This is a genomic window from Roseovarius sp. (assembly GCF_040223625.1).
In the GTDB taxonomy this organism is placed as follows: Bacteria; Pseudomonadota; Alphaproteobacteria; order Rhodobacterales; family Rhodobacteraceae; genus Roseovarius.
Map to the genome: position 1 here is coordinate 84929 of NZ_JAVKFX010000048.1, position 24185 is coordinate 109113.

The following is a 24185-nucleotide window of genomic DNA, read 5'->3' on the forward strand; positions in this document are numbered from 1 at the left end:
CAAGCTTGAAATTTCAGGCTTGAAATAAATTCGGGCTGGGCCTATCCTGACCGGGAAACGTCATGCGGGAAAGGGAGGATGTGCGATGCGTGTTGCCTGTCTGGGCGGGGGGCCGGCCGGTCTCTACTTCGCGATCTCGCTGAAGCTGCGCCAGCCGGACGCGCATGTGGTGGTGATCGAGCGCAACAGGCCCGACGACACGTTCGGCTGGGGCGTGGTGCTGTCGGACGAGACGCTGGACAACCTGCACCAGAACGACGCCAAGAGCGCCGAGGCGATCCGCGCGCATTTCGCCTATTGGGACGATATCGCCGTGCATTACCGGGGCGAGAAGGTGGTTTCGACCGGGCATGGCTTCTGCGGCATCGGGCGCAAGCAACTGCTTTTGTTGCTGCAGGAGCGGGCGCGGGAGCTGGGCGTCGAGCTGCGGTTCGAGACGGAGGTGGAGAGTGCCTCGGCCTATGCCCAAGATTTTGACCTCGTGGTCGCCTGCGACGGGCTGAATTCCAAGACCCGGACCGAGTTTGCCGACACGTTCAAGCCGGATATCGAGCCGCGCGCCTGCAAGTTCGTCTGGCTGGGCACGCGCCAGAAATTCGACGACGCCTTCACCTTCATCTTCGAGGAGACCGACAAGGGCTGGGTCTGGGCCCATGCCTACCAGTTCGACGAGGACACCGCGACCTTCATCGTCGAGACCGACGAGGCGACGTGGGAGGCCTATGGTTTCGGAAATATGAATCAGGAGGAGAATATCGCGGTCTGCGAGGAGATCTTCCGCGATTACCTCGACGGGCACAGCCTGATGTCGAATGCCAAGCATATTCGCGGCTCGGCCTGGCTGAACTTTCCCCGGGTGTTGTGTGAGAAATGGTATCACGAGAATATCGTGCTGATGGGCGATGCCTCGGCCACGGCGCATTTCTCGATCGGGTCGGGCACGAAGCTGGCGGTGGAAAGCGCCATCGCGCTGGCCGAGTACCTGACGACGAAGCCTTCGATGGAGGCCGCGTTCGAGGCCTACCAGGACGAGCGGCGGCTGGAGGTTCTGCGGCTGCAATCGGCGGCGCGGAATTCGCTGGAGTGGTTCGAGGAGGTGCATCGGTACCTGCACCTTGATCCGGTACAGTTTAACTATTCCCTGCTGACCCGGTCGCAGCGGATCAGCCACGAGAACCTGCGCCTGCGGGATGCCGCATGGCTGGAAGGGGCCGAGAAGTGGTTCCAGACGCGGGCGGGCGGGCCGGAGAGGCCGGTGCGGTCGCCGATGTTCGCGCCTTACAAGCTGCGCAAGATGGGGCTGAAGAACCGGATCGTGGTCTCGCCGATGGCGCAGTACAAGGCGGTGGATGGCTGCCCGACCGACTGGCACCTCGTGCATCTGGGCGAGCGGGCCAAGGGCGGGGCCGGGCTGGTTTACACCGAGATGACCTGTGTCAGCCCCGAGGGGCGGATCACGCCGGGCTGTCCGGGGCTTTATGCGCCGGAGCATGAAGAGGCGTGGCAGAGGGTCGTCGATTTCGTGCATGGCGAGACGGATGCGAAGATCTGCTGCCAGATCGGCCATTCGGGGCGCAAGGGGTCGACGCAGGTCGGCTGGGAGGAGATGGACGCGCCCCTGGCGGAGGGGAACTGGGAGACGATGTCGGCCTCGGCGATTGCGTGGTCGGAGCGGAACGCGGTGCCGCGGGAGATGACGCGGGAGGATATGGACCGGGTCAGAGACGAGTTCGTGGCGTCGGCGGAGATGGCCGAGCGGGCGGGGTTCGACATGATCGAGCTGCACGCGGCGCATGGGTACCTGATTTCCTCGTTCATTTCGCCGGTGTCGAACATCCGGGAGGACGAGTATGGCGGAAGCCTCGAGAACCGGCTGCGCTATCCGCTGGAGGTGTTCGAGGCGATGCGGGCGGTGTGGCCAGAGGGCAAGCCGATGGCCGTCAGGATTTCCGCCAATGACTGGGTGGGCGACGATGGCGTGACGCCGGAAGAGGCGGTGGAGATCGCCAAGGCGTTCCATGGGGCCGGGGCCGATATCATCGACGTCTCGGCCGGTCAGACCAGCACGCAGGCCAAGCCCGTTTATGGCCGGATGTTCCAGACGCCGTTCTCGGACCGGATCCGCAACGAGACCGGCATCGCGACCATGGCGGTGGGGAATATCTACGAGGCGGATCACGCCAATTCGATCCTGATGGCGGGGCGGGCGGATCTGGTGTGCCTGGCGCGGCCGCACCTGGCCGATCCCTACTGGACGCTGCGCGCGGGCGCCGCGATCGGCGACCGGCATGCCGACTGGCCGCTGCCCTACGAGCCGGGGCGCGATCAGCTTTGGCGGCTTTCCGACCGCGAGGCCGAGGCGGTGCGGGTATGAGCGTTTCCGGTCAGCATGTCGTGATCAGCGGTGGCGGCTCGGGCGTGGGGGCCGAGATGGCCCGCGTCTTTGCCGCCGAGGGGACGAAGGTCACGATCCTCGGGCGGAGCTATGCGCCGTTGAAGGCGGTGGCGGAGGAGACGGGCGCGCTGCCGCTGGCGGCGGATGTGACGCAGCGCGACAGTCTCGACGCGGCATTGGGGCAGGCGCGGGAAGTGAACGGGCCGGTGGCCATTGCCATCGCCAATGCGGGCGCCGCGCCGTCGGCGCCGTTTCGCAAGGTCACGCCGGAAGATTTCCGAGCCTCGCTGGCGGTGAACCTCGAAGGGGTGTTCCACCTCTGGCAGGCCTGTCACGAGGAGATGGCGGCGGCGGGCTGGGGACGGTTGATCGCGATTGCCTCGACGGCGGGGTTGAAGGGCTATCCTTACGTCTCGCCCTATTGCGCGTCGAAACACGGGGTGGTGGGCCTGACCCGGGCGCTGGCGCAGGAGCTGGGGCGGACGGGGATCACCGTCAATGCCATCTGCCCCGGCTTCATCGACACGCCGCTTCTGGAGAAATCCATCGAGGCCATCACCGCCAAGACCGGCAAGACGGATGATGAGGCGCGGGCGCAGCTTTGTGCGGGCAACCCGCAGAAACGGTTCGTGGAAACGGGCGAGGTGGCGGGCGCGGCATTGTGGCTGTGCTCGGACGCCGCTGCCTCGGTCAGCGGGCATGCGCTGGCCCTTTCGGGAGGAGAGATATGACCAAGGCCAAGGAACGCCCGGCGCCGTCGCCCGCTTCGAAGGAAAGCCTGCGGCTGTGGCTGCGCATCCTGAAGGTGCAGCGGATGGTCGAGGCGGAGTTGCGGGAGCGGCTGCGCGTGGAGTTCGACACCACGCTGCCGCGGTTCGACGTGATGTCGGCGCTTTACCGTTACCGCGACGGCATGAAGATGAGCGAGCTGTCGCGGGCGCTGAAAGTGTCGAACGGCAACGTGACCGGGATCGTCGACAGGCTGGCCGAGGACGGGCTGGCGCTGCGGGTGCCGGTGCCGGGGGATCGGCGGGCGGCGATGGTGCGGCTGACGAAACGCGGCGTCGAGCTGTTCGAGGCGCAGGCCGCCGCGCACGAGGTCTGGGTGCACGAGGCGCTGGGCGGGCTGGAAGGCGAGGAGAGCGCCATGGTGGCCCGGATGCTCGACCATGCTTTGACGGAAGGAGACGACGATGCGGAGTGACGTTGAGCATTTCCAGTGCACAATCGAGAACGGGATCGCGCGCGTGGCGCTCGACCGGCCGGAGCGGAAGAACCCGCTGACGTTTGAGAGCTATGCCGAGCTGCGCGATTGGTTCCGGGACCTGCATTACGCCGATGACGTGGATGCGGTGGTGTTCGCGGGGAGCGGCGGGAATTTCTCCTCGGGCGGCGATGTGCACGAGATCATCGGGCCGCTGACCAAGATGAACATGAAGGAGCTGATGCGGTTCACCCGGATGACCGGGGATCTCGTGAAGGCGATGGTGAATTGCGGCAAGCCGGTGATCGCGGCGGTCGATGGCATCTGTGCCGGGGCGGGGGCGATTATCGCCATGGCCTCGGACATGCGGATTGCCACTCCGGAGGCGAAGACGGCGTTCCTGTTCACCCGCGTGGGGCTTGCGGGGTGCGACATGGGGGCCTGCGCGATCCTGCCCCGGATCATCGGCCAGGGACGGGCGGCGGAGCTACTTTACACCGGCCGGGCGATGAGCGCCGAGGAGGGGGAGCGCTGGGGGTTCTACAACCGGCTGGTGTCTCAGGAGGAGCTCGAGGCGGAGGCGATGGAGATGGCCCGCCGCATCGCCGCGGGCCCGAACTTCGCCCACATGATGACCAAGACGATGCTGGCGCAGGAATGGTCGATGTCGATCGAACAGGCCATCGAGGCGGAAGCGCAGGCGCAGGCGATTTGCATGCAGACCGGGGATTTCACGCGGGCGTTCAATGCGTTCGTGGCGAAGGAAAAACCGGTCTTCGAGGGGGATTGATGGCAGACCGCAGCTATCTCGACTGGCCGTTCTTCGAACCGCATCACAAGGCCCACGCGGATGCACTGGCTGGGTGGTGCGGATCGCTGGAGGTCGACCATTCCGACACCGATGCCGCCTGCCGCAAGTTGGTGGCCGACCTTGGCGCCGATGGCTGGCTGAAACCGACCGCCAGCGTCGATGGCAGCCCGCTCGACGTGCGCACGCTGGCCCTGTCGCGGGAGACGCTGGCGCGGCATGACGGCTTGGCGGATTTCGCCTTTGCCATGCAGGGCCTCGGCACCGGGGCACTGTCACTTTTCGGCTCGGACAAGCAGAAACAGGCCTGGCTACCACTCACGACCGCCGGACAGGCGATCTCGGCCTTTGCGTTGACCGAGCCTCAGTCGGGCTCTGACGTGGCGGCATCGACGATGACCGCCACGAAGGACGGAGAGGATTTTATCCTCAATGGCGAGAAGACGTGGATCTCGAATGGCGGGATCGCGGATCTCTACACCGTCTTTGCCCGGACGGGGGAAGCGCCGGGGGCCCGCGGGCTCTCGGCCTTTCTTGTCACGCCGGACATGGCCGGGTTCGAGGTGGTGGAGCGGTTGCAGGTGATCGCGCCGCACCCGCTGGCCCGGCTGCGGTTCAATGATGTGCGCGTGCCGGCCGCGAACATGATCGGCGCGCCGGGGCAGGGGTTCAAGGTGGCGATGGCGGTGCTGGACGTGTTCCGCACCACGGTGGCCGCCGCCGCGCTGGGCTTTGCCCGGCGGGCGCTGGACGAGGCGGTGGCGCGGGTGACCGAGCGGCATATTCAAGGCGCTCCGCTTAGTGACTTGCAGATGGTGCAGGGGCATATCGCCGACATGGCGCTTGACGTCGATGCCAGCGCCCTGCTGGTCTATCGCGCGGCCTGGACCAAGGACAGCGGCGCGCCGCGCGTGAGCCGCGAGGCGGCGATGGCCAAGCTCTTCTCGACCGAACAGGCGCAGAGCGTCATCGACCGGGCCGTGCAGCTTCATGGCGGCGACGGGGTGCGAAGCGGCGAGACCGTCGAGGCGCTTTACCGCGATATCCGGGCGCTGCGCATCTACGAGGGCGCCTCGGACGTGCAGCGCGTGATCATCGCGCGCGCCACATTGGATCAACTGAAAGGGAAATGACGATGCTTGGCCCTTCTGCTCATGTCGATACGTTCACCCGTGACAACCTGCCGCCCGAGGAGATGCAGCCCGCCTTCCTGCTGGACGGGTTCGAGTACCCTGAGCGGTTGAATGTCGGGGTGGAGCTGACCGACCGGATGGTCGAGCGTGGCATGGGCGACCGCACCGCGTTGATCGGCAACGGGCGGCGGCGGACCTACAAGGAGCTTTCCGACTGGACCAATCGGCTGGCGCATGTGCTGGTCGAGGACCTGAAGGTGCAGCCCGGCAACCGGGTGCTGATCCGGTCGGCCAACAACCCGGCGATGGTGGCGGCGTGGCTGGCGGCGACCAAGGTAGGGGCGGTGGTCGTGAACACTATGCCGATGCTGCGGGCGGGCGAGCTGTCGAAAATCGTCGACAAGGCCGAGATTACCCATGCGCTGTGCGACACGCGGCTGATGGACGAGATGGTGACCTGTGCCAAGGGGTCGAAATTCCTGAAATCGGTGGTGGGGTTCGACGGGACGTCGAACCACGATGCGGAGCTGGACCGGCTGGCGCTGGAGAAGCCGGTGACGTTCGAGGCGGTGGAGACGGGCCGGGATGACGTGGCGCTTCTGGGCTTCACCTCCGGCACGACGGGCAATCCGAAGGCCACGATGCATTTTCACCGCGACCTGCTGATCATCGCGGATGGCTATGCCAAGGAAGTGCTGAACGTGGTGCCGGACGACATCTTCATCGGCTCGCCGCCGCTGGCCTTTACCTTCGGGCTTGGGGGGCTCGCGGTCTTCCCGCTGCGCTTCGGCGCGACGGCGACGTTGTTGGAGGCGGCCTCGCCGCCCAACATGATCGAGATCATCGAGAAGTATCGCGCGACGGTCTGTTTCACCGCGCCCACCGCCTATCGCGCCATGCTGCGGGCGATGGAGGAGGGGGCGGACCTTACCAGCCTGCGCGCGGCGGTGTCGGCGGGCGAGACCCTGCCGGGGCCGGTCTATGATGAGTGGATGAAGAAGACCGGCAAGCCGATGCTCGACGGGATCGGTGCGACCGAGATGCTGCATATCTTCATCACCAACCGGTTCGACGATCACCGGCCCGCCTGTACCGGGCGGCCGGTGACGGGCTACGAGGTGAGGATCGTTGATACTGACGGCAACGAACTGCCCGTGGGCGAGCCCGGGCGGCTGGCGGTAAGGGGGCCGACCGGCTGCCGCTACCTCGCCGACGACCGGCAGGCGGAATACGTGCAGGACGGCTGGACCATCACCGGCGATACCTTCGTGATGGACGAGGGCGGCTATCTGCATTTCGCCGCGCGGAACGACGACATGATCGTCTCGTCCGGCTACAACATCGCGGGGCCCGAGGTGGAGGCGGCGCTGCTGTCGCACGAGGCGGTGGTGGAATGTGCCGTCGTGGGCGCCCCGGACGAGGAGCGCGGCGCCATCGTCGAGGCGCATGTGGTGCTGGCCGAGGGGTACGAGGGCGACGCGCTGACGATCAAGACGCTGCAGGATCACGTGAAATCCATGATCGCGCCTTACAAGTATCCGCGCTCGGTCAAGTTCTGCGCCGAGCTGCCCAAGACCCAGACCGGCAAGATCCAGCGGTTCCGGCTGCGGGAGGGCGCGGCATGAGCGCGCCGGCCTGCGCCTTCCGGCGGGACGCGAAGGTGATGTTCAAGCATTGCGACCCGGCCGAGCTGGTGTTCTTTCCGCGGTTCTTCGAGATGATGAACGACCTAGTGGAGGAGTTCTTCGACAGCATCGGATACCCGTTCGAGGCGTTTCACCATCAGGGCGCCATCCCCACCGTGCAGGTCGAGGCCGGGTTCCCGAAGCCCAGCCGGCATGGCGACCGGCTGCAATTCTCGCTTTGGGTCGAGAAGATCGGTCGGACGAGCAGCACCATCCGCATCCTGACGGAAAGCGGGGGCGAGACGCGGATGAGCTATCGCGCGACGATGGTGCTGGTGGGCGAGGACGGGCGGCCCAAGGGGTTTCCCGACGCCCTGAGACAGGCAATGATGCCCTACATGGAAAGCGAGGACGCATGACACACCAGGTGATCTCTCCCGAAGGCTGGGCGCCGGCCAAAGGCTATGCCAACGGCATCCTGACCAAGGACGGCACGCTCTATGTCGGCGGCCAGATCGGTTGGACCGCAGAGCAGGTGTTCGAGAGCCACGATTTCATCGGCCAGATGGAGCAGGCCCTGCGGAACATCCTGGCCGTGGTGGAGGCGGCCGGCGGCGCGGCGGAAGACCTGACGCGGCTCACATGGTATGTCACCGACAAGCAGGAGTACCTGGCCCGCCAGCGTGAGGTGGGCGAGGTCTATCGCCGTGTGCTGGGCCGGCATTTCCCGGCGATGACCATGGTGGTGGTCGCGGGCCTTGTCGAGGACGAGGCGCTGGTGGAGATCGAGGCGACGGCGGTGATCGGTTGACAGGGGGGAACGGGTTTATGAAGGTTCTGATCGCGGGCGGAGGGATTGGCGGGCTGACGCTGGCGCTGATGCTGCATCAGCGGGGGATCGCGGCGCAGGTGTTCGAGCAATCGAGCCAGGTGCGCGAGCTGGGCGTGGGGATCAACACGCTGCCGCATGCGATTGGCGAGCTGGAGCAGCTGGGGCTGTTGCCGGCGCTCGATGCGGCGGCGATCCGGACGCGGCGGCTGATCTACAAGACGGGGCAGGGCCTCGATATCGTGGCGCAGCCGCGGGGGCTTTGGGCCGGGCTGGACGCGCCGCAGTTTTCGATTCACCGGGGGCGGTTGCAGAAGCTGATCCATGACGCGGTTCTGGAGCGGCTGGGCGAGGGCGGTGTGCAATGCGACCGGCGGCTGGCGTCGTTCGAGGATACCGGGGAGGGTGTGAGCGCGGTGTTCGAGGCGCGCGATGGGACGCGGTACGAGGAGAGCGGCGATATCCTGATCGGCGCGGATGGCATCCATTCCACCGTGCGTAGCCATTACTACCCCGACCAGGGGCCGCCCTCGTGGAACGGCGTGCTGATGTGGCGGGGGGCGGCGTGGTGGCCGCAATTCCTCGATGGCGCGTCGATGATCGTGGCAGGCGGGTTCCGGCACAAGCTGGTGCTCTACCCAATCGCGCATGACCCCGACCGGCCCGGTGAGGCGCTGACCAACTGGGTGGTGTGTTCGAAGCTGGGCGATGCGGACACGCCCATTCCGGGGCGGGACGACTGGTCGCGCAAGGCCTCCGCCGAAGAGGCGCTGGAGATGGCCGAGGGGCACCTGAGCGTGCCGGAGATGGATATCCGCGAGCTGATCCGCGCGACGGAGGAGATCTTCGTCTACCCGATGTGCGACCGTGACCCGCTGCCGCGCTGGACGCATGGGCGGGTGACGCTGCTGGGGGATGCGGCGCATCCGATGTACCCTGTGGGCTCGAACGGGGCGAGCCAGGCGATCTTGGATGCCCGCGACCTGGCCGACCGGCTGGCCGAGGGGGGCGATCCGGCCGCGGCGCTGGAGGCCTATGACGCGGTGCGCCGCCCGGCGACGGCGGCGATCGTGGCGGCGAACCGCAAGGGCGGGCCGGAAGGGGTGATCGACTTCGTCGAGGAGCGCGCGCCGGAAGGGTACGAGGACGTTTACGATGTGGCGACCGAGGCGGAGCTGCGGGCCATCGTGGGCGATTACGAGGTGTTGCAGGTGGCGGGGCGTTAGAGGCGGGGGTGCCCCGGAGTTTGCGCAGGAAACAGCGGTCCGGACGCTTGGAGGAAGCTGCGTATCGACCATTTCGGAAATTGCGGTATAATTTGCGGTATATTCCACAGCCTTCCATGAGGCCGACATGTCCAGGACGCCGCGCAAATCCACTTCCATGACCCTCGATGCCGCCACGCTGGAAGAGGCACACCGGCTGGGGATCAATGTCTCTCGCGCCGCGGAGGAAGGCGTGCAGGCGGCCATCCGGGCCGAGCGGGCCCGGCAATGGCGCGCGGAAAACGCTGATGCCATCGCGGATTACAACGCCTTCGTCGAGGCCGAGGGCGTGCCCTTGTCTGGCTATCGCAAGTTCTGAAGCATGGCGGCTCAGTACGACGTCTACCGCCTTCGGGATGGCGCCCTCGTCGTCGTGATACAAGGCGATCTGCTCGACCAGCTTCAGACGCGCGTGGTGGCGCCGCTTGTTCCCGCTGGCAAGGTCAAGCGCGTGTTGCGCAGCCTGAACCCCACTGTTTCTCTGGGAGAGGAAACCTACCTCATCATGCCGCAATTGGCCGCCACGCTGACATTGGCCGAGCTTGGTGAACGCATCGGCTCTCTCTCCATGATGCGGGATCAGATCACACGGGCGGTGGATGCGCTGTTGTCGGGCGTATAACGCAAGGTCGCCGTTTACCCGGTCTCCAACCTGTATTTCAGAAACTCGCAACCCTCGTGGTCAACCCGCCCGGCATACCGGGCTCGCAGCCTTTCCAGCGGGCGCAGGTGCCGGCGGGATGGCGGCAGCAGGAAGGTCACGTAGGGAATGCGGGCATCGGCGCGGGCGAACGCCAGAGCCTGCCGGGTGACGGCCATGCCGAGGCCGAAGTGCTGGGGCGTCAGGACCAGCCCGAAATCCCACTCCTCGCCCTCCTTCTGGAACCCGCCCCAGCCGGCATAGGCGCCGTCGGCGAGGATGGCCCAATGGCCCAGCCCGTCACGCTGCCAGCAGGCTTCCTTGGCCATGACGAACTCCGCCACGGTGTCGGGCGTCCAGCCGCCTTTCAGGAGCGGCATGTGCCGGGCGGTCACCGGGTGGGACATGTGGGCGAGGATCGCCTCGGGGGCGATGTCGGGCAGGCGGGTGAAGATGATGGCGGGGCGCGGGCGGGTCATGCCGGGTATAGACCCCGGATGGCGCGGGAAAGGCAAGGGGGCGCCGGTCACCATGTGGCGACGGGGCAGGGGATCGGCCCCGGCGCACCGGGGCCGAGAGGGACACAGGAGCGCGCGCCGCCTATTCGGGCGGGGGCAGGAAATCGACCTCGTGCTCGGCCGAGATGCGCACCAGCTCCTCGGGATCGGTGACGCCGTCGAGCTTGCCGAAGAGCGCGAAGAGCTTCCGCGAGGGCGCCACGCCGAAGAGGCAGGTGGCCGTCTTGCCGGAGCGGTTGTAGATGCCGTGCGCCAGCCCCATGGGCATGCGGATCGTGTCGCCCGCGCGGCCGATGTGTTTCTCGTTCTCGAACTCGACCTCCAGCTCGCCCTCCAGCATGCAGATCCACTCGTCCTGCGTGGGGTGAATATGCGGCGGCACGAAGGTGCCGTCGGGGATGTCGGCATGCCAGATCATGGCGTTCTCGGAATGCAGTTTCGGCGTGTAGGTGTGGCCGACGACGTTCCAGGACAGGCCGTCGAGCCCGTCTTTCTCAGGCGTTATTCCGGGGGTCAGTGTCATCTTTCGGGTCTCCCTCATTGGCTCCGGATCAAAGATGCAGGTGGCGTTCGAGCGTGGCGGTGATGGTCTGGCCTTCCTCGGCGGCGGTGACGGTGGTGATGATCTCGCCCTTCTCGATCACGTAATGGCGGTCGGCGAGGCCGGCGAGCGCGCCGACGTTCTTGTCGATCAGCAGGATCGCCTCGCCTTCCGCCTTCAGCGTGGCGAGGCGGGCCCATATTTCCTCGCGGATGAGGGGGGCGAGGCCCTCGGTCGCCTCGTCGAGGATCAGGAGGCGCGGGTTGGTCATCAGCGCGCGGGCAATGGCGACCATCTGTTGCTCGCCGCCGGAAAGCTGCGCGCCGAGATGGGTGCGGCGTTCCTTGAGGCGGGGGAAGAAGTCGTAGACCGAGGTCAGATCCCAGCGGTTGCGGCCCTCGGGCGTCTTGGCGGCGGCGAGGAGATTTTCCTCGACCGTGAGCGTCGGGAAGACCTGCCGGCCTTCCGGCACGAGGCCCACGCCCGCGCGGGCGATGGCATAGGGGGGCTGCCCGGCATAGTTCATGCCGTCGACCTGCACCTCGCCCGACCACGGCTTGATGAGGCCCATGATGGCGCGCACGGTGGTGGTCTTGCCCATGCCGTTGCGGCCCAGCAGGGTGACGACCTCGCCCTCGCCGATCTTCAGGTCGATGCCGAAAAGCACCTGCGCGGCGCCGTAGCCGGCGGTGATGTTCGTCAGTGACAGCAGGCTCATGCCGCGCCCTCCGCATGGTCTTCGCCGAGATAGGCGGCGCGGGCCTTGGGATCGGCGCGCACCTCGTCCGGCGTGCCGGTGGCGACGATGGCACCGGCGACCAGCACCGAGACCCGGTCGGCGAGGCGGAAGACGGCCTCCATGTCATGCTCGATCAGCAGCATGGGATAGGTCGCCTTCAGTTCCAGAAGGGTGGCGGTGAGGCTTTCGCTTTCGGCGCGGCCCATGCCCGCCATCGGCTCGTCCAGCAGCAGGGCGCGGGGCTTTCCGGCGATGGCGATGGCCAGTTCCAGCATCCGCTTCTCGCCATAGGACAGCGCGCCCGCCATGGTGGCGGCGCGGGGGGCGAGGCCGATGCGGGCGAGCGCCGTCATGGCGGCGGCGTTCAGCGCCTCTTCGCGGTCGGCGCGCCGGAAGAACCGCATGCTCGAGCCTGCGCGCATCTGGGCGGCGAGGGCCACGTTTTCCAGCACGGTGAAGTCCGGCAGGATCGAGGTGATCTGGAAGGATCGGCCGAGGCCCGCCACGGCGCGTTCGTGCTGTTTCTGGCCCGTCACGTCGCGGCCTTCGAAGGCGATGCGGCCCGCGTCGGGTTGCAGGAGGCCCGAGACCTGGTGGATCAGGGTGGATTTGCCCGCGCCGTTGGGGCCGATCAGCGCGTGGCATTCGCCGTGGCGCAGGTCGAGATCGACCTTGTCGGTGACAATGAGCGCGCCGAAGGCCTTTTGCAGGCCCTTGAGTTGGAGGACGGCCTCGGTCATTGCGGCCCCCTGACGCGGTCGAGCAGGCCCACGAGGCCGCCGCGGGCGAAAAGTGCGATCAGCACCAGCAGGGGCCCGAATATGAGCCTCCAGTCATGGGTGATGGAGGAGAGCGTCTCCTCGATCAGGATGAAGAAGAGCGCGCCGATCAAGGCCCCGTTGCGGGTGGCCATTCCGCCGAGGACGACCATCACGATCAGGTCGCCCGAGCGCTGCCAGGCGCCCAGCGAGGGCGAGATGAAGGCGGCGTGGGTGGCCCAGAGCACGCCCGCGATGGCGGCGATCACGCCGGCGATGACATAGGCCGTCAGGCGGTAGCGGAAGACCGAGTAGCCCATCGAGGCGACCCGCGTGGGGTTCTGGCGGGCCGCGCGCAGGACGCGGCCGAAGCGCGCCCCGGTGATGCGGTGGACCAGCGCCCATGTGCCCAGCAGCACGGCGAAGACGGTGACATAGACGCCCATTTCGGAGCCGAGCCAGCGCGTGCCGAGGAAGTCCGGCCCCGACCACAGCGTCAGCCCGTCATCGGCGCCGTATTGCGCGAGCGAGCCGAGGGCGAAGTAGATCATCTGCCCGAAGGCCAGCGTGATCATGATGAAGGAGACGCCCGAGGTGCGCAGGCAGATCGCCCCGCTTACCAGGGCAAAGAGCCCCGCCGCGGCGATGGCCACGGGCAGGATCAGGGCCATCTCGTAGACCCCTTCGGTGATCATGATCCCGCAGGCATAGGCGCCGATGGCGACGAAGGCGGAATGGCCGAAGCTGACCATGCCGCCCTGGCCCATCAGCAGGTCGAGCGAGATGGCGACGATGGCGAGGATCATGGCGCGCACCGCCAGCGAGGTGAGCCAGGCGCCGCCCCAGGCCTCGGCCAGCACAGGGATAAGCGCCAGCGCGGCGAAGATCACGCCCGCGACGATCAGCGGCGCGCGGGGGGTGGCGGCGACGGGGGCCTGGATGTCGGTCTGGTCGGTCATCGCGCCACCTTGGGGGCAAAGAGGCCCTCGGGCCGCCAGAAGAGCACCAGCGCCATCAGCACGTAGATCAGCATCGAGGCGATCGCCGGGCCGATCTGGTTGGCCGAGGACGGGTCCATGACAAGGCGCAGCCCGTCGGTGACCAGCGTGCGGCCGAGCGTGTCGACCAGACCCACCAGCAGCGCCGCCACGAAGGCGCCGCGGATCGAGCCCGCGCCGCCGATGATGATGACGACGAAGGCCACGATCAGGAGGTTGTCGCCCATCCCCGGCTCGACCGAGTAGAGGGGCGCGGCCATGACGCCGGCGAAGCCCGCGAGCATCGCGCCGAAGCCGAAGACGACCAGGAACAGCCGGCGCACGTTGACGCCGAGGGCCGAGACCATGTCCGGGTTGGTGGCGCCCGCGCGGATCAGCATGCCGACCCGCGTGCGGGTGATGACCAGCCAGAGGCCGAGCGCCACCAGCAGGCCGGCCGCGATGAGGGCCACGCGGTAGGCCGGGTAGAGGAGGCCGTCGACCAGCACGAAGGAGAAATCGAGGAAGGCGGGCGGCGGCACCGAGAGGGAGGCGGGACCGAAAAGCACCTTCATGAGCTGGTTGAGGAACAGGATCACCCCGAAGGTGGCCAGCACCTGGGAAAGGTGATCGCGGTCATAGAGATGTCGAAAGACGAGGAACTCGAGCACCAGCCCCAGCAGGAGCGCCAGCGGCAGGGCCAGCACCAGCGCGGCGAGGAAGCTGCCCGTCAGCCCGTAGAGGTAGACGGCGAGGTAGGCGCCCAGCATGTACTGCACCCCATGGGCGAGGTTGATGAAGCCCATCACCCCGAAGACGAGCGTCAGACCGGCCGCGATCAGGAACAGGATCACGCCAAGTTGCAGCCCGTTCAGGAGCTGGATCAGGATCAGGATCGAGGACATGGGAGGCCTTTACCGCCGGAGCCGCGAATGGCGGGGCCGGTGACCGGCCCCGCCGCATCGGCTTACATGCTGCATTCTTCGGCGAAGCTGTCGCCGTAATTCTCGAACACCAGTTCGCCCGTCGCGGTGGCCCACTGGCCGTCTTCCCGCTCTTCCACCGAGAGCTGGTAGAAGTTCTGGGTCGGGTAGTGGTTGGTGTTGAAGGCGAAATCGCCGCGCAGCGAGGTGAAATCGGCCTTCTCCATCGCGGCGCGCACGGCGTCCTTGTCGGAGAGGTCGCCGCCCACGGCGGCCACGGCGCTGTCGATCAGCAGGGCCGCGTCATAGGCCTGCATGGCATAGCCGCCGGGGACGTAGCCGTATTTCTCCTCGAAGGCGGCGACGAAGTTCTGGCTGGCCTCGTTCTCGGCATCCGGCGCCCAGTTGCCCGCGGCGATGAAGCCCTCGGCGGCCTCCTTCTGGGCGGGCAGGGTGGTCTCGTCGGTGGTGAAGACCGACATGAACTGGATGCGGTCGGCAAGCCCCGCGTCGCGGAACTGGCGAACGAAGCGCACGCCCATGCCGCCCGGGGTGAAGGCGAAGACGGCGTCGGCCTCGGAGGTGGCGATGCGGGCGATCTCGGCCGAGTAGTCCTGGTGGCCGAGCGGCACGTAAACCTCGTCGACGATCTCGCCCTCGTAATGCATGCGGAAGCCTTCGAGATTGTCGCGCCCGGCCTGGTAGTTGGGGGCGATCATGAAGACCTTTTCATAGCCCGCCGCCTGGGCGTGGGCGCCCATCACCTCGGCGTTCTGGTTGTTCTGGTAGGAGGTGACGAAGAAATAGGGGTTGCAGTTGCGCCCGGCAAAGGTCGAGGGGCCGGCATTGGGGCTGATCAGGAAGGTTTCCGACTCGATCACCGGCTTGAAGATCGCCTGAAGCATGTTCGAGAAGATCGTGCCGACGACGAAATCGACCTCTTCCTGCACCATGCCGTTGGCCTTCGAGAGGGCCACTTCGGGCTTCAGCTCGTCATCCTCGACGATGAGCGTGGCCTCTTCACCGCCGAGCTTGCCGCCGAGGTCATCGAGGGCGAGGTTGAAGCCGTCGACGGCCTGCTGGCCGAGGGCCGCGGGCGGGCCGGAAAGGGTGACGATCATGCCGACCTCGATCTCGGCCGAGGCGGAAGTGCCGAGGCCCAGAAGACCGGCGGCGAGGGTTGTGCCTAGTTTTTTCATCCGTACTTCTCCCTGTTCGCGCGTTTTTGCGCGTATTTTTCCAGTCCGCATGGGCGGGCCCTGGTGCGCGGGCGTCACGGGCGGCGGTCCTGCGGCTGGCTGGTCCCCAACTCTGAGCAGGACGCCCCGCTGCCGTCAACGCCTCATTGGCCGGGCCGGGGGACCTGGGGGAAGGATAGGCAGAAGCTCGGTGATATTTCAAGCTTGAAATTTCAAGCCTGAAGTAACCGGCCGCAAGACGCGCGGAATCGGTCGGTGGCGCCGGGGTGATGGTTAACAAAACGTGAAGGGAGGGGGGTGGCAGCCCGTAGGGGAATCGAACCCCTCTTTCCAGGTTGAAAACCTGGCGTCCTAACCGATAGACGAACGGGCCATGCCTTGGCGTGAGGCGTTTCCTATGAAAAAGCCGGTCCCTGCGCAAGAGGCAAAATGCAAAATTTTCGCGTGGCGCGCCGTTGTTGTGGCCTGCCGGTGGCGAACGTGGCGTCAGGTGTGGCGGAGGCGGGTTAAGGCCGGGTGAATGGCCCGGGCCGGGCCGATCGGGAGGGGGAACCGGGCCGGGTATGGGCGGCACGATTCGGGCGGCTCAGCCGGCGCGGGCCGCGTCCTCGAGGCGAAGCTGCACGGTCTGGCGCCCGCCCCAGGTGTTGAGGTCGAGCCGGCCGGCGAGGTGGAAGCGGGCGCCGCCGTGCTCTTCCAGCGTGGCGCCGATCTCGGTGTCGTAGGCGCTAAACGCGATGGCGTCGAGCTTCGGGCCCGTGCCGTCGCCGAAGCGGAGCTTGAGGTGGTTGGCGCCGACCCGCTTGGCGAAGCCGATCTGCATGTCGGGGAAGGCATAGCGCGGCCCCGGCGCGCCCGCGCCGAAGGGGCCGGCGGTCTCGATCTGGGTGACCAGTTCCGGCGTGGCGGCGCCCGGCATCAGGAGGCCGTCGAGGGCGAGGTCGCGGGGGCCGGTGGTGCCGGCGCCCTGGCGTTCCAGCAATTCGGAGAGGCGCTCCATCGCCGCCTCGAGCTTGTCGCGGGCGACGGTGAGGCCCGCGGCCATCCGGTGGCCGCCGCCCTTGATGAGGAGACCTTCCGCCGCCAGCCGCTGGATCGCCGCGCCGAGGTCGACGCCCGAGACGGAGCGGCCCGAGCCCTTCCCCTCGTCGCCGTCGAAGCCGATGACGATGGCGGGGCGGTTGGTGGCTTCCTTGAGGCGGGAGGCGACGATGCCGACCACGCCGGGGTGCCAGCCGTCTTTCGCGGCCCAGACGAGGGGGGTGTCGAGCCCGCGCGCCTCGGCCTGTTCGAGGGCGGCGTCGCGCACCGCGGTCTCGATCTCGCGCCGCTCGGTATTGAGCTGGTCGAGGCGGTCGGCCATGGCCCTGGCCTCGTGCGGGTTGTCGCAACACAGGAGCCGCGCGCCGAGGTCGGCCTTGCCGATGCGGCCGCCGGCGTTGACGCGGGGACCGAGGACGAAGCCGAGGTGGTAGGAGGTGGGCGCGCTGTCAAGGCGGGAGACGTCGGACAGCGCCACGAGGCCGGGGCGGTGGCGGCCGGCCATGACCTTGAGGCCCTGTTGCACGAAGGCGCGGTTCACGCCCTTGAGCGGCGCCACGTCGGCCACGGTGGCCAGTGCAACGAGGTCGAGCATGGCCATCAGGTCGGGGCCTTTCCGGCCCGCCTCGCGCAGCTGGCGGCCGGCCTCGACCAGCATCAGGAACACCACGGCGGCGGCGCAGAGATGGCCGAGATCGCCCGGCTCGTCCTGCCGGTTGGGGTTCACCACAGCCAGCGCGTCGGGCAAGGTTTCGCCGCCGAGGTGGTGGTCGAGGATGATGACGTCGGCGCCCTTGGCCGCCGCCACCGCGTCGTGGCTGAGCGTGCCGCAGTCGACGCAGACGATGAGGTCATGCGCGGCGGCAAGCTCGGCCATGGCGGGCTCGTTCGGGCCATAGCCTTCGTCGATGCGGTCGGGGATGTAGAGCGTGGCGGCGAGGCCCATCTGGCGCAGCCAGTCGATCAGCAGCGCGGCGGAGGCGCCGCCGTCAACGTCGTAATCGGCGAAGATGGCGATGCGGCCCTTGCGGTGCACCTCTTCGAGGAAGCGGGCGGCGGCCTTCTCCATGTCCTTGAGGCGGCGGGGGTCGGGGAGGAGGTCGCGGAGCTTCGGCTCGAGGTAGCCCGCACAGGCCTCGGGCGCGACGCCCAGCCGGGCGAGGGTCTGGCACAGCGCGCGGGGCAGGGCGGCGGATTGCACCAGCGCCTCGGCCAGTCGGTCGGTTTCGGCCGTGGGGCCGATCCAGCGGCGGCCGGTCAGCGAGGATTCGACGCCGAGGAAGCTCATGCCCGGCCGTGCAGGATGTCGGCCACGGCGCGGGCGGTGGCGAATTCGCCGTGGAGGTGGGAGATGGCGGCCTGGTGGATGGCTTCGGCGGTCATCGGGGCAAGACCCGCCTGCCAGCCCGTGTCGGCATTGGCGGCGAAGCTGGCGCAGGCGTCATGGGCGAGGGTGACGGTGAAGCCCAGGTTGGCGGCCATGCGCACGGTGGTCGAGACGCAATGCGGCGTGGTGAGGCCGCAGATCACGAGGTCGGTCACGTCGCGCTCGCGCAGGTGCGCTTCGAGGTTGGTGCCGATGAAGGCGGAGTTGACGGATTTCTCGAAGACCGGTTCGCCCGGGCGCGGTATGACCTGCGGTTTGAAGGTGGTGCCGCCGGTCCTGGGCCCCAGCGGGCTGTTCGGTTCCGTGCTGACATGGAGGACATGGCAGACCGGGTCGCCCGCCGCCCGCCAGGCGGAGAGCAGCGCGCCGGCGGCGTCTTCGGCGCCGGGGTTGTTGCGCTCCCCCCAGGCCGGGTGGTCGAACCCCGTCTGGATATCGATCAGGATCAGCGCCGCCGCCATGGCCCGGTCAGAGCGGGTGGCGGCAGGTCATCCGGCGGCGTTCCCCGGTCTTCGACCTGAGCAGCAGGGTTTCCGTCTCGATGCTGTCGCCGCGCGGCTTGAGCCCGGCCACGAGAGAGCCGGTGGTGACGCCGGTGGCGGCGAAGATCACGTGGTCGGTGACCATTTCGTCGCGGGAATAGACGCGGTCGAGATCGGTGATCCCGGCCTTCTCGGCGCGGCCCTTCTCGTCATCGTTGCGGAAGAGGAGCCGGCCCCAGATCTGGCCGCCGAGGCACTTGAGCGCGCCCGCCGCCAGCACGCCCTCGGGCGCGCCGCCGGAGCCCATGTACATGTCGATGCCGGTGGCCTCGGGGTCGGTGCAGTGCATGACGCCCGCCACGTCGCCATCGCCGATCAGGTAGACCGAGGCGCCGACCTCGCGCAGCTCGGCGATGGTGTCCTGGTGGCGGGGGCGTTCGAGCACGCAGACGGTGATGCCCGACGGCTCGCAGCCCTTGGCCTTGGCCAGCGCCTCGACCCGCTCGCGCGGGCTCATGTCGAGCGAGACCACGCCCACGGGATAGCCGGGGCCGATGGCGAGCTTGTCCATGTAGACATCGGGCGCGTGCAGCATGGTGCCGCGCGGGGCCATCGAGATGACCGTCAGCGCGTTGGGCATGGCCTTGGCGGTGATGGTGGTGCCTTCGAGCGGGTCGAGCGCGATATCGACGCCGGGGCCGTTACCGGTGCCCACTTCCTCGCCGATATAGAGCATCGGCGCCTCGTCCCGCTCGCCTTCGCCGATCACCACGACACCGGCGATGTCCAGCTTGCCCAGCTCCTCGCGCATGGCGTTGACGGCGGCCTGGTCGGCGGCTTTCTCGTCGCCGCGGCCAATGAGCGGGCGGCAGGCCAGCGCGGCCTGTTCCGAGACCCGGGCGAGGGCGAGCGACAGGATCGTGTCGTCGAATTGGGCGGCGTCGGACATGGAAACTCCTCAAGGAAAGGGCCGGGGACGTGGCCCGGACGGTCGGGCAACAGAATTAGCGGCGGGGTCGGCCCGGCACAAGGGCCGGGCAGCGGGGTCAGACGGATTCGATGCGCAGGGCGACGGGCTGGACGGCCATGACGTCGAGCCGGCCCATGGCGTCGAGCGCCTCGTCGAGCGCGCTGCGGGTGGTGCGGTGGGTGACGATCAGCACCGGCGCGGTGTTGTCCTTGTGCTTGGTCTGGCGCATCCGGTCGATGGAGATGCCGGCATTGCCGAGGGCCGTTGCCACCTTGGCCAGCGCGCCCGGCTTGTCGTCGAGCGCCATGCGCAGGTAGTAGGGCGCGGGCGTGGCCGTTTTCGCCGGGGTGGCGCGGGTGAGCGCGGCGGCCGGCACGCCGAAGGTGGTGCAGCGGAAGCCGCGGGCGATGTCGAGCACGTCGCCCATCACCGCGCTGGCGGTGGGGCCTTCGCCCGCGCCGGGGCCGCGCAGGACGATCTGCTGCACCTGGTCGCCTTCGAGCACGACCATGTTGGTGCCGCCCTCGAGCTGGCCCAGCGGGCTTTTCTTCGGCACGAGGCAGGGCGACATGCGCTGTTCCAGCCCGCGGCCGGTCATCTGGGCGACGCCCAGCAGCTTGATGCGGTAGCCGAGGTCGTCGGCATGGCGGATATCGGCGATGGTGACCTGTTCGATGCCTTCCAGTTCCACGGCGTCGAAATCGACCTGGCAGCCGAAGGCGATGGCCGAGAGGAGCGACAGCTTGTGGCCCGCGTCGATGCCGCCCACGTCGAGCGTCGGGTCGGCCTCGAGGAAGCCCAGGGCGTTGGCCTCCTCGAAGACCTCTTCATAGGGCAGGCCGCCCGATTGCATCCGGGTGAGGATGTAGTTGCAGGTGCCGTTCATCACGCCCATGACGCGGGTGATCTCGTTGCCGGCAAGGCCCTCGGTGAGGGATTTGACCACCGGGATGCCGCCGGCGACGGCGGCCTCGAAGCGCAGGACGGCGCCGTTCGCCTCGGCCAGTTCGGCGAGGGATTGACCGTGATGGGCGAGCATCGCCTTGTTGGCGGTGACCACGTGTTTGCCGGCCTTCAGCGCGGCCTCGGTCGCGGCCTTGGCGGGGCCGTCGCTGCCGCCCATGAGCTCGACGAAGAGGTCGACATCGTCGCGGGTGGCCAGTGCCACGGGGTCGTCTTCCCAGGCATAGTTCGACAGGTTCACGCCGCGGTCCTTGTCGCGGGTGCGGGCCGAGACGGCGGAGATGGTGACCGGGCGGCCGGCGCGGGTCTCGAGCAGCTGGGCTTTCTGGCGGATGATCTTGACGACACCGGTGCCGACGGTGCCGAGCCCGGCGATGCCTAGGCGCAGGGGGGTGGTCATTTGGGCGCTCCGATCAACAACTCAACTTCGCGGAAAGGTCTGGAATGGGCGTGTAAACGCTTGGTGCGGGGCTTGCAACGCGGGTTTTGTACGGAGGGTGGCGGGGAGGTTGGTGAGCAGCTTTGCCAAGTGTGGGGTTCGGAGTGGCAGATTCCCTTTGGAAGCCTGGCTTGGCCCGGAATCCAGGCGAGCCCCGGGCTCGCCGCCGGGCAGCGCCCGACCGCCCCCCGGGCGGGCGCTTCTGCAATTTGGCCATGCAGAACAGACGTCGGATGTGGGCCGCGCCATAAATCAACCAACACGTCCGTTGGTGCGCCCACCCGCGGTCGGGCGCTGCCCGGCGGGGCTCAGCCTTCGTCCTCGTCCATTTCGATGGTCTGGTTCAAGCGGTCCCGGTCCTGTGCGCCGATCACCTCGCCCCTGAGCGCGGCGGCGCGGGCCTTGAGCCTTGCGGCGCGGGCGTCGATCTCGGGGGCGGGGGAGGCGGCGGCGAGGGTCGTGCCGTCCGCCGAGGGGGGGCGCGCCGTGGCGCGGGCGCGGAGGGTTTCGGCGGGGACAAGCGCCGGGTAGTCGGACGCCCAGGCCTCGTCGCTGACCACGGCGTCGAGCTGCGGGATCGAGCCGCAGCCCGCCGCCAGTGCGGCGGCGCAGAGGACGAGGGAGAGGCGCAGGGGCATCGGCGCTGTCCTTGGAAATCACACTGTCTCTTCCTTGCCACTTTTGCGTGGGGGAGGGCAAGTCGGGCGTTGATCTGAACAGGCGTTCAATTATGCTGCGCGACATGGCAAGAACCCAAGGCTCTCATTCCGGGATCACCGGCCCCAAGGTGCGCGAGGCGGCGCTGAAACTCTTTGCGGACAAGGGGTTCGCCGCCGTGTCCATGCGCCAGATCGCGGCCGAGGTGGGGGTGCAGGCGGGCGCGCTTTACAATTACACGCCCGACAAGCAGAGCCTTCTGTTCGACCTGATGAAGACCCATCTGGAGGACCTGCTGGCCGCGCAGGAGGCGCAGGCGGCGCGCGAGATGCCCTTTCCGGCGCTGCGGGAATTCACCCGGTTTCACATCAATTTCCACAACGAACGGCCCGAGGAGGTGTTCATCGCCTACATGGAGCTGCGCAACCTGAGCCCCGGGAATTTCGCGGTGATCGAGACGCTGCGCCGGGCCTATGAGCGGCGGCTGGAGGACATCCTGCAGCGGGGCATCGACAAGGGGGTCTTTGCCATTGCCGACACGCGGATCGCGGCGATGGCGCTGATCGCGATGCTGAACGGGGTGAATACGTGGTTCCGGGAAGGCGGGCGTTTGTCGCTGGCGGAGGTGCAGGAGTTGTACTGGGACATGGTGCGCAAGTCGGTTTCGGCCTGAGGGGCGCGAATCGGGGTTAACGGACTGATTTGGCTGGGAAACCGGTTTTCGGTATCGCGTCGGTATAACGTCGGTATTTTGTCGGTGTTTTTCACGGTGCCGGGCCGGGTTGATGTGGCGCGCGTTGGGGAATGGCGCAAGATGTGGTTCGGAACGCAACGGGGCGGGGGCGGCGGTTGCGCTCCGGCGGCATCCCGCCTTCGCCCGCCCGGTCGGCGGAACAGGTCCGGCGGGGGTTTTGTTGACCTCATGCAATGAAAAGGAGGATTTCCATGACCGTTGCACGCGTAACAGAACTTTCCGCGACATCCCCCAAGAGCTTCGACGACGCCGTCGAGCAGGGGATCAGCCGCGCCTCCGAAACCCTGCGCAACGTGAAGAGCGCCTGGGTCAAGGATTCGAACGTCGAAGTGGAGAACGGCAAGATCTCGGCCTACCGGGTCAACCTTGCGGTGACCTTCGTTCTCGATGACTAGGATCTCCGGCGATGCCGGAGGGGAAAGCAGGCCGCGCCCGGAGGGGTGCGGCCTGTTTTCGTGTGGCGGGGTTGCGGCGTCATCCGGCGCGGCGGGCGGTGCGCAGGGCGCGGGCCCACCAGTCGAGCTGTGCCAGCATCCTGTCGGCGGAGCCTTCGAGATGGAGGAGATCGGAAAGCTGCGTCTCGCCCTTCGAGACGGGCAGGTAATCGGACATGGTGATGTGGACGGCCGCCTGCATGGTGGGCATTTCCAGCTCGACGGCGATGCCGCGGACATGCTCGACCGCGCGCGCCCCGCCGACCCCGCCATAGCCCACCAGACCGGCCGGGCGGCGCGACCAGTCGCCGTGATCGAGCGCGTTCTTCAGCACGGCGGTGGGGGCGTGGTTGTATTCGGCTACGGTGAAGAGGAAGGCGTCGAACGCGGAGAGGCTGGCGGCGAAATCCGTGGCGGCCCGTGTCTGGGCGTCGGTCGCCGCCGGGTCGCCGAGGAAGGGCAGGGGCACGTCGCGCAGGTCGATTACGGTCACGTCGAACCCGGCCTGCCGCGCCTTGCCGGCGATCCAGTCGGCGGGTTTGTCGCCGAACCGCCCCTCGCGGGTGCTGCCGAGGATGACGGCGAGCCGGAGCGGGGTGTCGTCGCCCGCGCCCGGTTCGGTGCCCTGGAAGGCACCGGCGAGGCGGACGGGCATGGAGTTCACCGATTCCACGAGCGGTGCGATCCGGTCGAGATGGGCGGCGAAGTCGGGCGAGGCCTGCCACTGCGCCTTGGCCTCTTCCGACCGGAAGCGGGTGACGATGACCAGCGCGACGCCATCCGTCGCGCGGTAGATGGTGTTGCCGAGCCATCCGGTGGCGGAGGCGGTATCGCCAAGGCTTTCGATTTCCTGCAATTGCAGCTCGAGCAGCCTGTCGGCCATGCCGGGCCTGGGGGTGAAGGTGTTGATGAGGGTGTGTTCCGCCTGCTCTGTCATCGGGGTTGCCTGTCCTTTGAAGCTTGATTTTGCGTGCAGGCTTACAATAAGTAAGTAGCTAACTCGTGTGAAGAACAGCGATGAAAGTCAGGCCCTGACATGAATGTAAGCCCCGATGCCGATACCGGCCCCGCCTCCGACACCACCGTCGCGTCGGCGGACCCGATGCATTCGGATTGCCCCGGACGGGAGGTCTTCAAACTTGTCACCGGCCGCTGGAGCCTTCTGATCCTGTGGGCCCTGAAATCGGGGCCGGTGCGGTTTCACCGCATCCGCGACACGGTCGATGGGATCAGCGAGCGGGTGTTGTCGAGCAGCCTGAAGGAGCTGTGCCGCCACGGGCTGATCACCCGCCACGTGGAGCCCAGTGTGCCGCCCCGGGTGAGCTACGCGCTGACGGAGAGTGGCGAGGGGTTGCTGGGCGTCATGGAGGGGCTGACCGGCTGGATCGCGCGGGAGCTGGAGGGGATCGAGGCGGCAAAACGGCGGTATGACGCGGGCGCCGGGGGCTGAGGGCTGGGGGCGTTTTCCGCGCGGAAAACGGGTTGGAAAATGCGCATTTTCCTG

At 67.7% G+C, this 24185-nt stretch carries 27 protein-coding genes and 1 tRNA gene; 14 read left to right on the plus strand and 14 right to left on the minus strand.

Annotation, left to right across the window (positions count from 1 at the left end):
* The first annotated feature begins 85 nt into the window (after positions 1 to 85).
* From RLN94_RS14730 to RLN94_RS14780, 11 genes are all read left to right on the plus strand, one after another.
* Positions 86 to 2374 carry a bifunctional salicylyl-CoA 5-hydroxylase/oxidoreductase gene (locus RLN94_RS14730; RefSeq protein WP_350132727.1) on the plus strand — a complete coding sequence of 763 codons (2289 nt, stop codon included), beginning with the start codon at positions 86 to 88 and terminating at the stop codon, positions 2372 to 2374.
* Positions 2371 to 3126, plus strand: a complete 756-nt coding sequence (locus RLN94_RS14735) for an SDR family NAD(P)-dependent oxidoreductase (protein ID WP_350132725.1) — start codon at positions 2371 to 2373, stop codon at positions 3124 to 3126. The genes RLN94_RS14730 and RLN94_RS14735 overlap by 4 nt, the downstream gene beginning before the upstream one ends.
* Positions 3123 to 3599: a MarR family winged helix-turn-helix transcriptional regulator gene (locus tag RLN94_RS14740; protein WP_350132723.1), complete on the plus strand. Its 477-nt coding sequence runs from the start codon at positions 3123 to 3125 to the stop codon at positions 3597 to 3599. The genes RLN94_RS14735 and RLN94_RS14740 overlap by 4 nt, the downstream gene beginning before the upstream one ends.
* Complete coding sequence (locus tag RLN94_RS14745) at positions 3589 to 4389, plus strand: enoyl-CoA hydratase family protein (RefSeq protein WP_350132721.1); 801 nt, start codon at positions 3589 to 3591, stop codon at positions 4387 to 4389. Before RLN94_RS14740 ends, RLN94_RS14745 begins: the two co-directional genes overlap by 11 nt.
* The gene (locus RLN94_RS14750) at positions 4389 to 5540 is read left to right on the plus strand and encodes an acyl-CoA dehydrogenase family protein (RefSeq protein ID WP_350132719.1); all 1152 of its coding nucleotides are present in this window, start codon (positions 4389 to 4391) and stop codon (positions 5538 to 5540) included. The genes RLN94_RS14745 and RLN94_RS14750 overlap by 1 nt, the downstream gene beginning before the upstream one ends.
* A 2-nt stretch (positions 5541 to 5542) precedes the next feature.
* Positions 5543 to 7165, plus strand: coding sequence for an AMP-binding protein (locus tag RLN94_RS14755; RefSeq protein WP_350169175.1), 1623 nt, complete (start codon positions 5543 to 5545; stop codon positions 7163 to 7165).
* Positions 7162 to 7584 carry an acyl-CoA thioesterase gene (locus RLN94_RS14760; RefSeq protein ID WP_350132717.1) on the plus strand — a complete coding sequence of 141 codons (423 nt, stop codon included), beginning with the start codon at positions 7162 to 7164 and terminating at the stop codon, positions 7582 to 7584. Before RLN94_RS14755 ends, RLN94_RS14760 begins: the two co-directional genes overlap by 4 nt.
* Complete coding sequence (locus RLN94_RS14765; protein ID WP_350132715.1) at positions 7581 to 7976, plus strand: RidA family protein; 396 nt, start codon at positions 7581 to 7583, stop codon at positions 7974 to 7976. The genes RLN94_RS14760 and RLN94_RS14765 overlap by 4 nt, the downstream gene beginning before the upstream one ends.
* A 17-nt stretch (positions 7977 to 7993) precedes the next feature.
* Entirely contained in the window at positions 7994 to 9220 is a 1227-nt protein-coding gene (locus RLN94_RS14770; protein ID WP_350132714.1) for a flavin-dependent oxidoreductase, read from the plus strand.
* Positions 9221 to 9347: 127 nt separating this feature from the next.
* Positions 9348 to 9578: a type II toxin-antitoxin system CcdA family antitoxin gene (locus tag RLN94_RS14775; RefSeq protein ID WP_350132712.1), complete on the plus strand. Its 231-nt coding sequence runs from the start codon at positions 9348 to 9350 to the stop codon at positions 9576 to 9578.
* A 3-nt stretch (positions 9579 to 9581) separates the two neighbouring features.
* Positions 9582 to 9881 (plus strand): CcdB family protein, encoded by a 300-nt coding sequence (locus RLN94_RS14780; RefSeq protein ID WP_350132710.1) that lies wholly within the window; start codon positions 9582 to 9584, stop codon positions 9879 to 9881.
* Between the two features lie 14 nt (positions 9882 to 9895).
* Here the strand turns inward: RLN94_RS14780 and RLN94_RS14785 are convergent, their stop codons facing one another.
* The 13 genes from RLN94_RS14785 to RLN94_RS14845 all read right to left on the minus strand — a co-directional run bounded on the left by RLN94_RS14785 (position 9896) and on the right by RLN94_RS14845 (position 21474).
* Positions 9896 to 10378, minus strand: coding sequence for a GNAT family N-acetyltransferase (locus RLN94_RS14785; RefSeq protein WP_350132708.1), 483 nt, complete (start codon positions 10376 to 10378; stop codon positions 9896 to 9898).
* Positions 10379 to 10499: 121 nt separating this feature from the next.
* The gene (locus RLN94_RS14790; RefSeq protein WP_350132706.1) at positions 10500 to 10940 is read right to left on the minus strand and encodes a cupin domain-containing protein; all 441 of its coding nucleotides are present in this window, start codon (positions 10938 to 10940) and stop codon (positions 10500 to 10502) included.
* A gap of 28 nt (positions 10941 to 10968) precedes the next feature.
* Positions 10969 to 11676 carry an ABC transporter ATP-binding protein gene (locus RLN94_RS14795; protein ID WP_350132704.1) on the minus strand — a complete coding sequence of 236 codons (708 nt, stop codon included), beginning with the start codon at positions 11674 to 11676 and terminating at the stop codon, positions 10969 to 10971.
* Positions 11673 to 12437: an ABC transporter ATP-binding protein gene (locus tag RLN94_RS14800; protein ID WP_350132702.1), complete on the minus strand. Its 765-nt coding sequence runs from the start codon at positions 12435 to 12437 to the stop codon at positions 11673 to 11675. Before RLN94_RS14800 ends, RLN94_RS14795 begins: the two co-directional genes overlap by 4 nt.
* Complete coding sequence (locus tag RLN94_RS14805) at positions 12434 to 13414, minus strand: branched-chain amino acid ABC transporter permease (RefSeq protein WP_350132700.1); 981 nt, start codon at positions 13412 to 13414, stop codon at positions 12434 to 12436. The genes RLN94_RS14800 and RLN94_RS14805 overlap by 4 nt, the downstream gene beginning before the upstream one ends.
* On the minus strand, positions 13411 to 14337 hold the full coding sequence (locus RLN94_RS14810) for a branched-chain amino acid ABC transporter permease (protein WP_350132698.1): 927 nt from the start codon (positions 14335 to 14337) through the stop codon (positions 13411 to 13413). The genes RLN94_RS14805 and RLN94_RS14810 overlap by 4 nt, the downstream gene beginning before the upstream one ends.
* A gap of 62 nt (positions 14338 to 14399) precedes the next feature.
* A complete protein-coding gene (locus RLN94_RS14815; protein WP_350132696.1) occupies positions 14400 to 15554 on the minus strand; it encodes an ABC transporter substrate-binding protein in 1155 nt (384 codons plus the stop codon).
* Between the two features lie 298 nt (positions 15555 to 15852).
* Positions 15853 to 15927, minus strand: a tRNA-Glu gene (locus RLN94_RS14820).
* Positions 15928 to 16140: 213 nt separating this feature from the next.
* The gene (gene recJ / locus RLN94_RS14825) at positions 16141 to 17883 is read right to left on the minus strand and encodes a single-stranded-DNA-specific exonuclease RecJ (protein ID WP_350132694.1); all 1743 of its coding nucleotides are present in this window, start codon (positions 17881 to 17883) and stop codon (positions 16141 to 16143) included.
* On the minus strand, positions 17880 to 18443 hold the full coding sequence (locus RLN94_RS14830; RefSeq protein WP_350132692.1) for a cysteine hydrolase family protein: 564 nt from the start codon (positions 18441 to 18443) through the stop codon (positions 17880 to 17882). The genes recJ and RLN94_RS14830 overlap by 4 nt, the downstream gene beginning before the upstream one ends.
* 7 nt (positions 18444 to 18450) lie before the next feature.
* Positions 18451 to 19413 carry a class II fructose-bisphosphatase gene (glpX, locus tag RLN94_RS14835; protein WP_350132690.1) on the minus strand — a complete coding sequence of 321 codons (963 nt, stop codon included), beginning with the start codon at positions 19411 to 19413 and terminating at the stop codon, positions 18451 to 18453.
* Positions 19414 to 19510: 97 nt separating this feature from the next.
* Positions 19511 to 20797 (minus strand): homoserine dehydrogenase, encoded by a 1287-nt coding sequence (locus RLN94_RS14840; protein WP_350132688.1) that lies wholly within the window; start codon positions 20795 to 20797, stop codon positions 19511 to 19513.
* 347 nt (positions 20798 to 21144) lie between these two features.
* Positions 21145 to 21474 carry a hypothetical protein gene (locus RLN94_RS14845; RefSeq protein ID WP_350132686.1) on the minus strand — a complete coding sequence of 110 codons (330 nt, stop codon included), beginning with the start codon at positions 21472 to 21474 and terminating at the stop codon, positions 21145 to 21147.
* A gap of 104 nt (positions 21475 to 21578) precedes the next feature.
* Between RLN94_RS14845 and RLN94_RS14850 the strand changes: the two genes are divergently transcribed.
* On the plus strand, positions 21579 to 22166 hold the full coding sequence (locus RLN94_RS14850; RefSeq protein ID WP_350132684.1) for a TetR/AcrR family transcriptional regulator: 588 nt from the start codon (positions 21579 to 21581) through the stop codon (positions 22164 to 22166).
* Positions 22167 to 22438: 272 nt separating this feature from the next.
* Positions 22439 to 22642, plus strand: a complete 204-nt coding sequence (locus RLN94_RS14855) for a dodecin family protein (RefSeq protein WP_350132682.1) — start codon at positions 22439 to 22441, stop codon at positions 22640 to 22642.
* A 79-nt stretch (positions 22643 to 22721) separates the two neighbouring features.
* Here RLN94_RS14855 and RLN94_RS14860 read toward each other — a convergent pair whose 3' ends face one another.
* The gene (locus RLN94_RS14860) at positions 22722 to 23618 is read right to left on the minus strand and encodes an NAD(P)H-dependent oxidoreductase (RefSeq protein ID WP_350132680.1); all 897 of its coding nucleotides are present in this window, start codon (positions 23616 to 23618) and stop codon (positions 22722 to 22724) included.
* Between the two features lie 99 nt (positions 23619 to 23717).
* On the opposite strand from RLN94_RS14860, the gene RLN94_RS14865 reads away from it, so the two are divergent.
* Positions 23718 to 24131: a winged helix-turn-helix transcriptional regulator gene (locus tag RLN94_RS14865; RefSeq protein WP_350132678.1), complete on the plus strand. Its 414-nt coding sequence runs from the start codon at positions 23718 to 23720 to the stop codon at positions 24129 to 24131.
* The last annotated feature ends 54 nt before the right edge of the window (positions 24132 to 24185 follow it).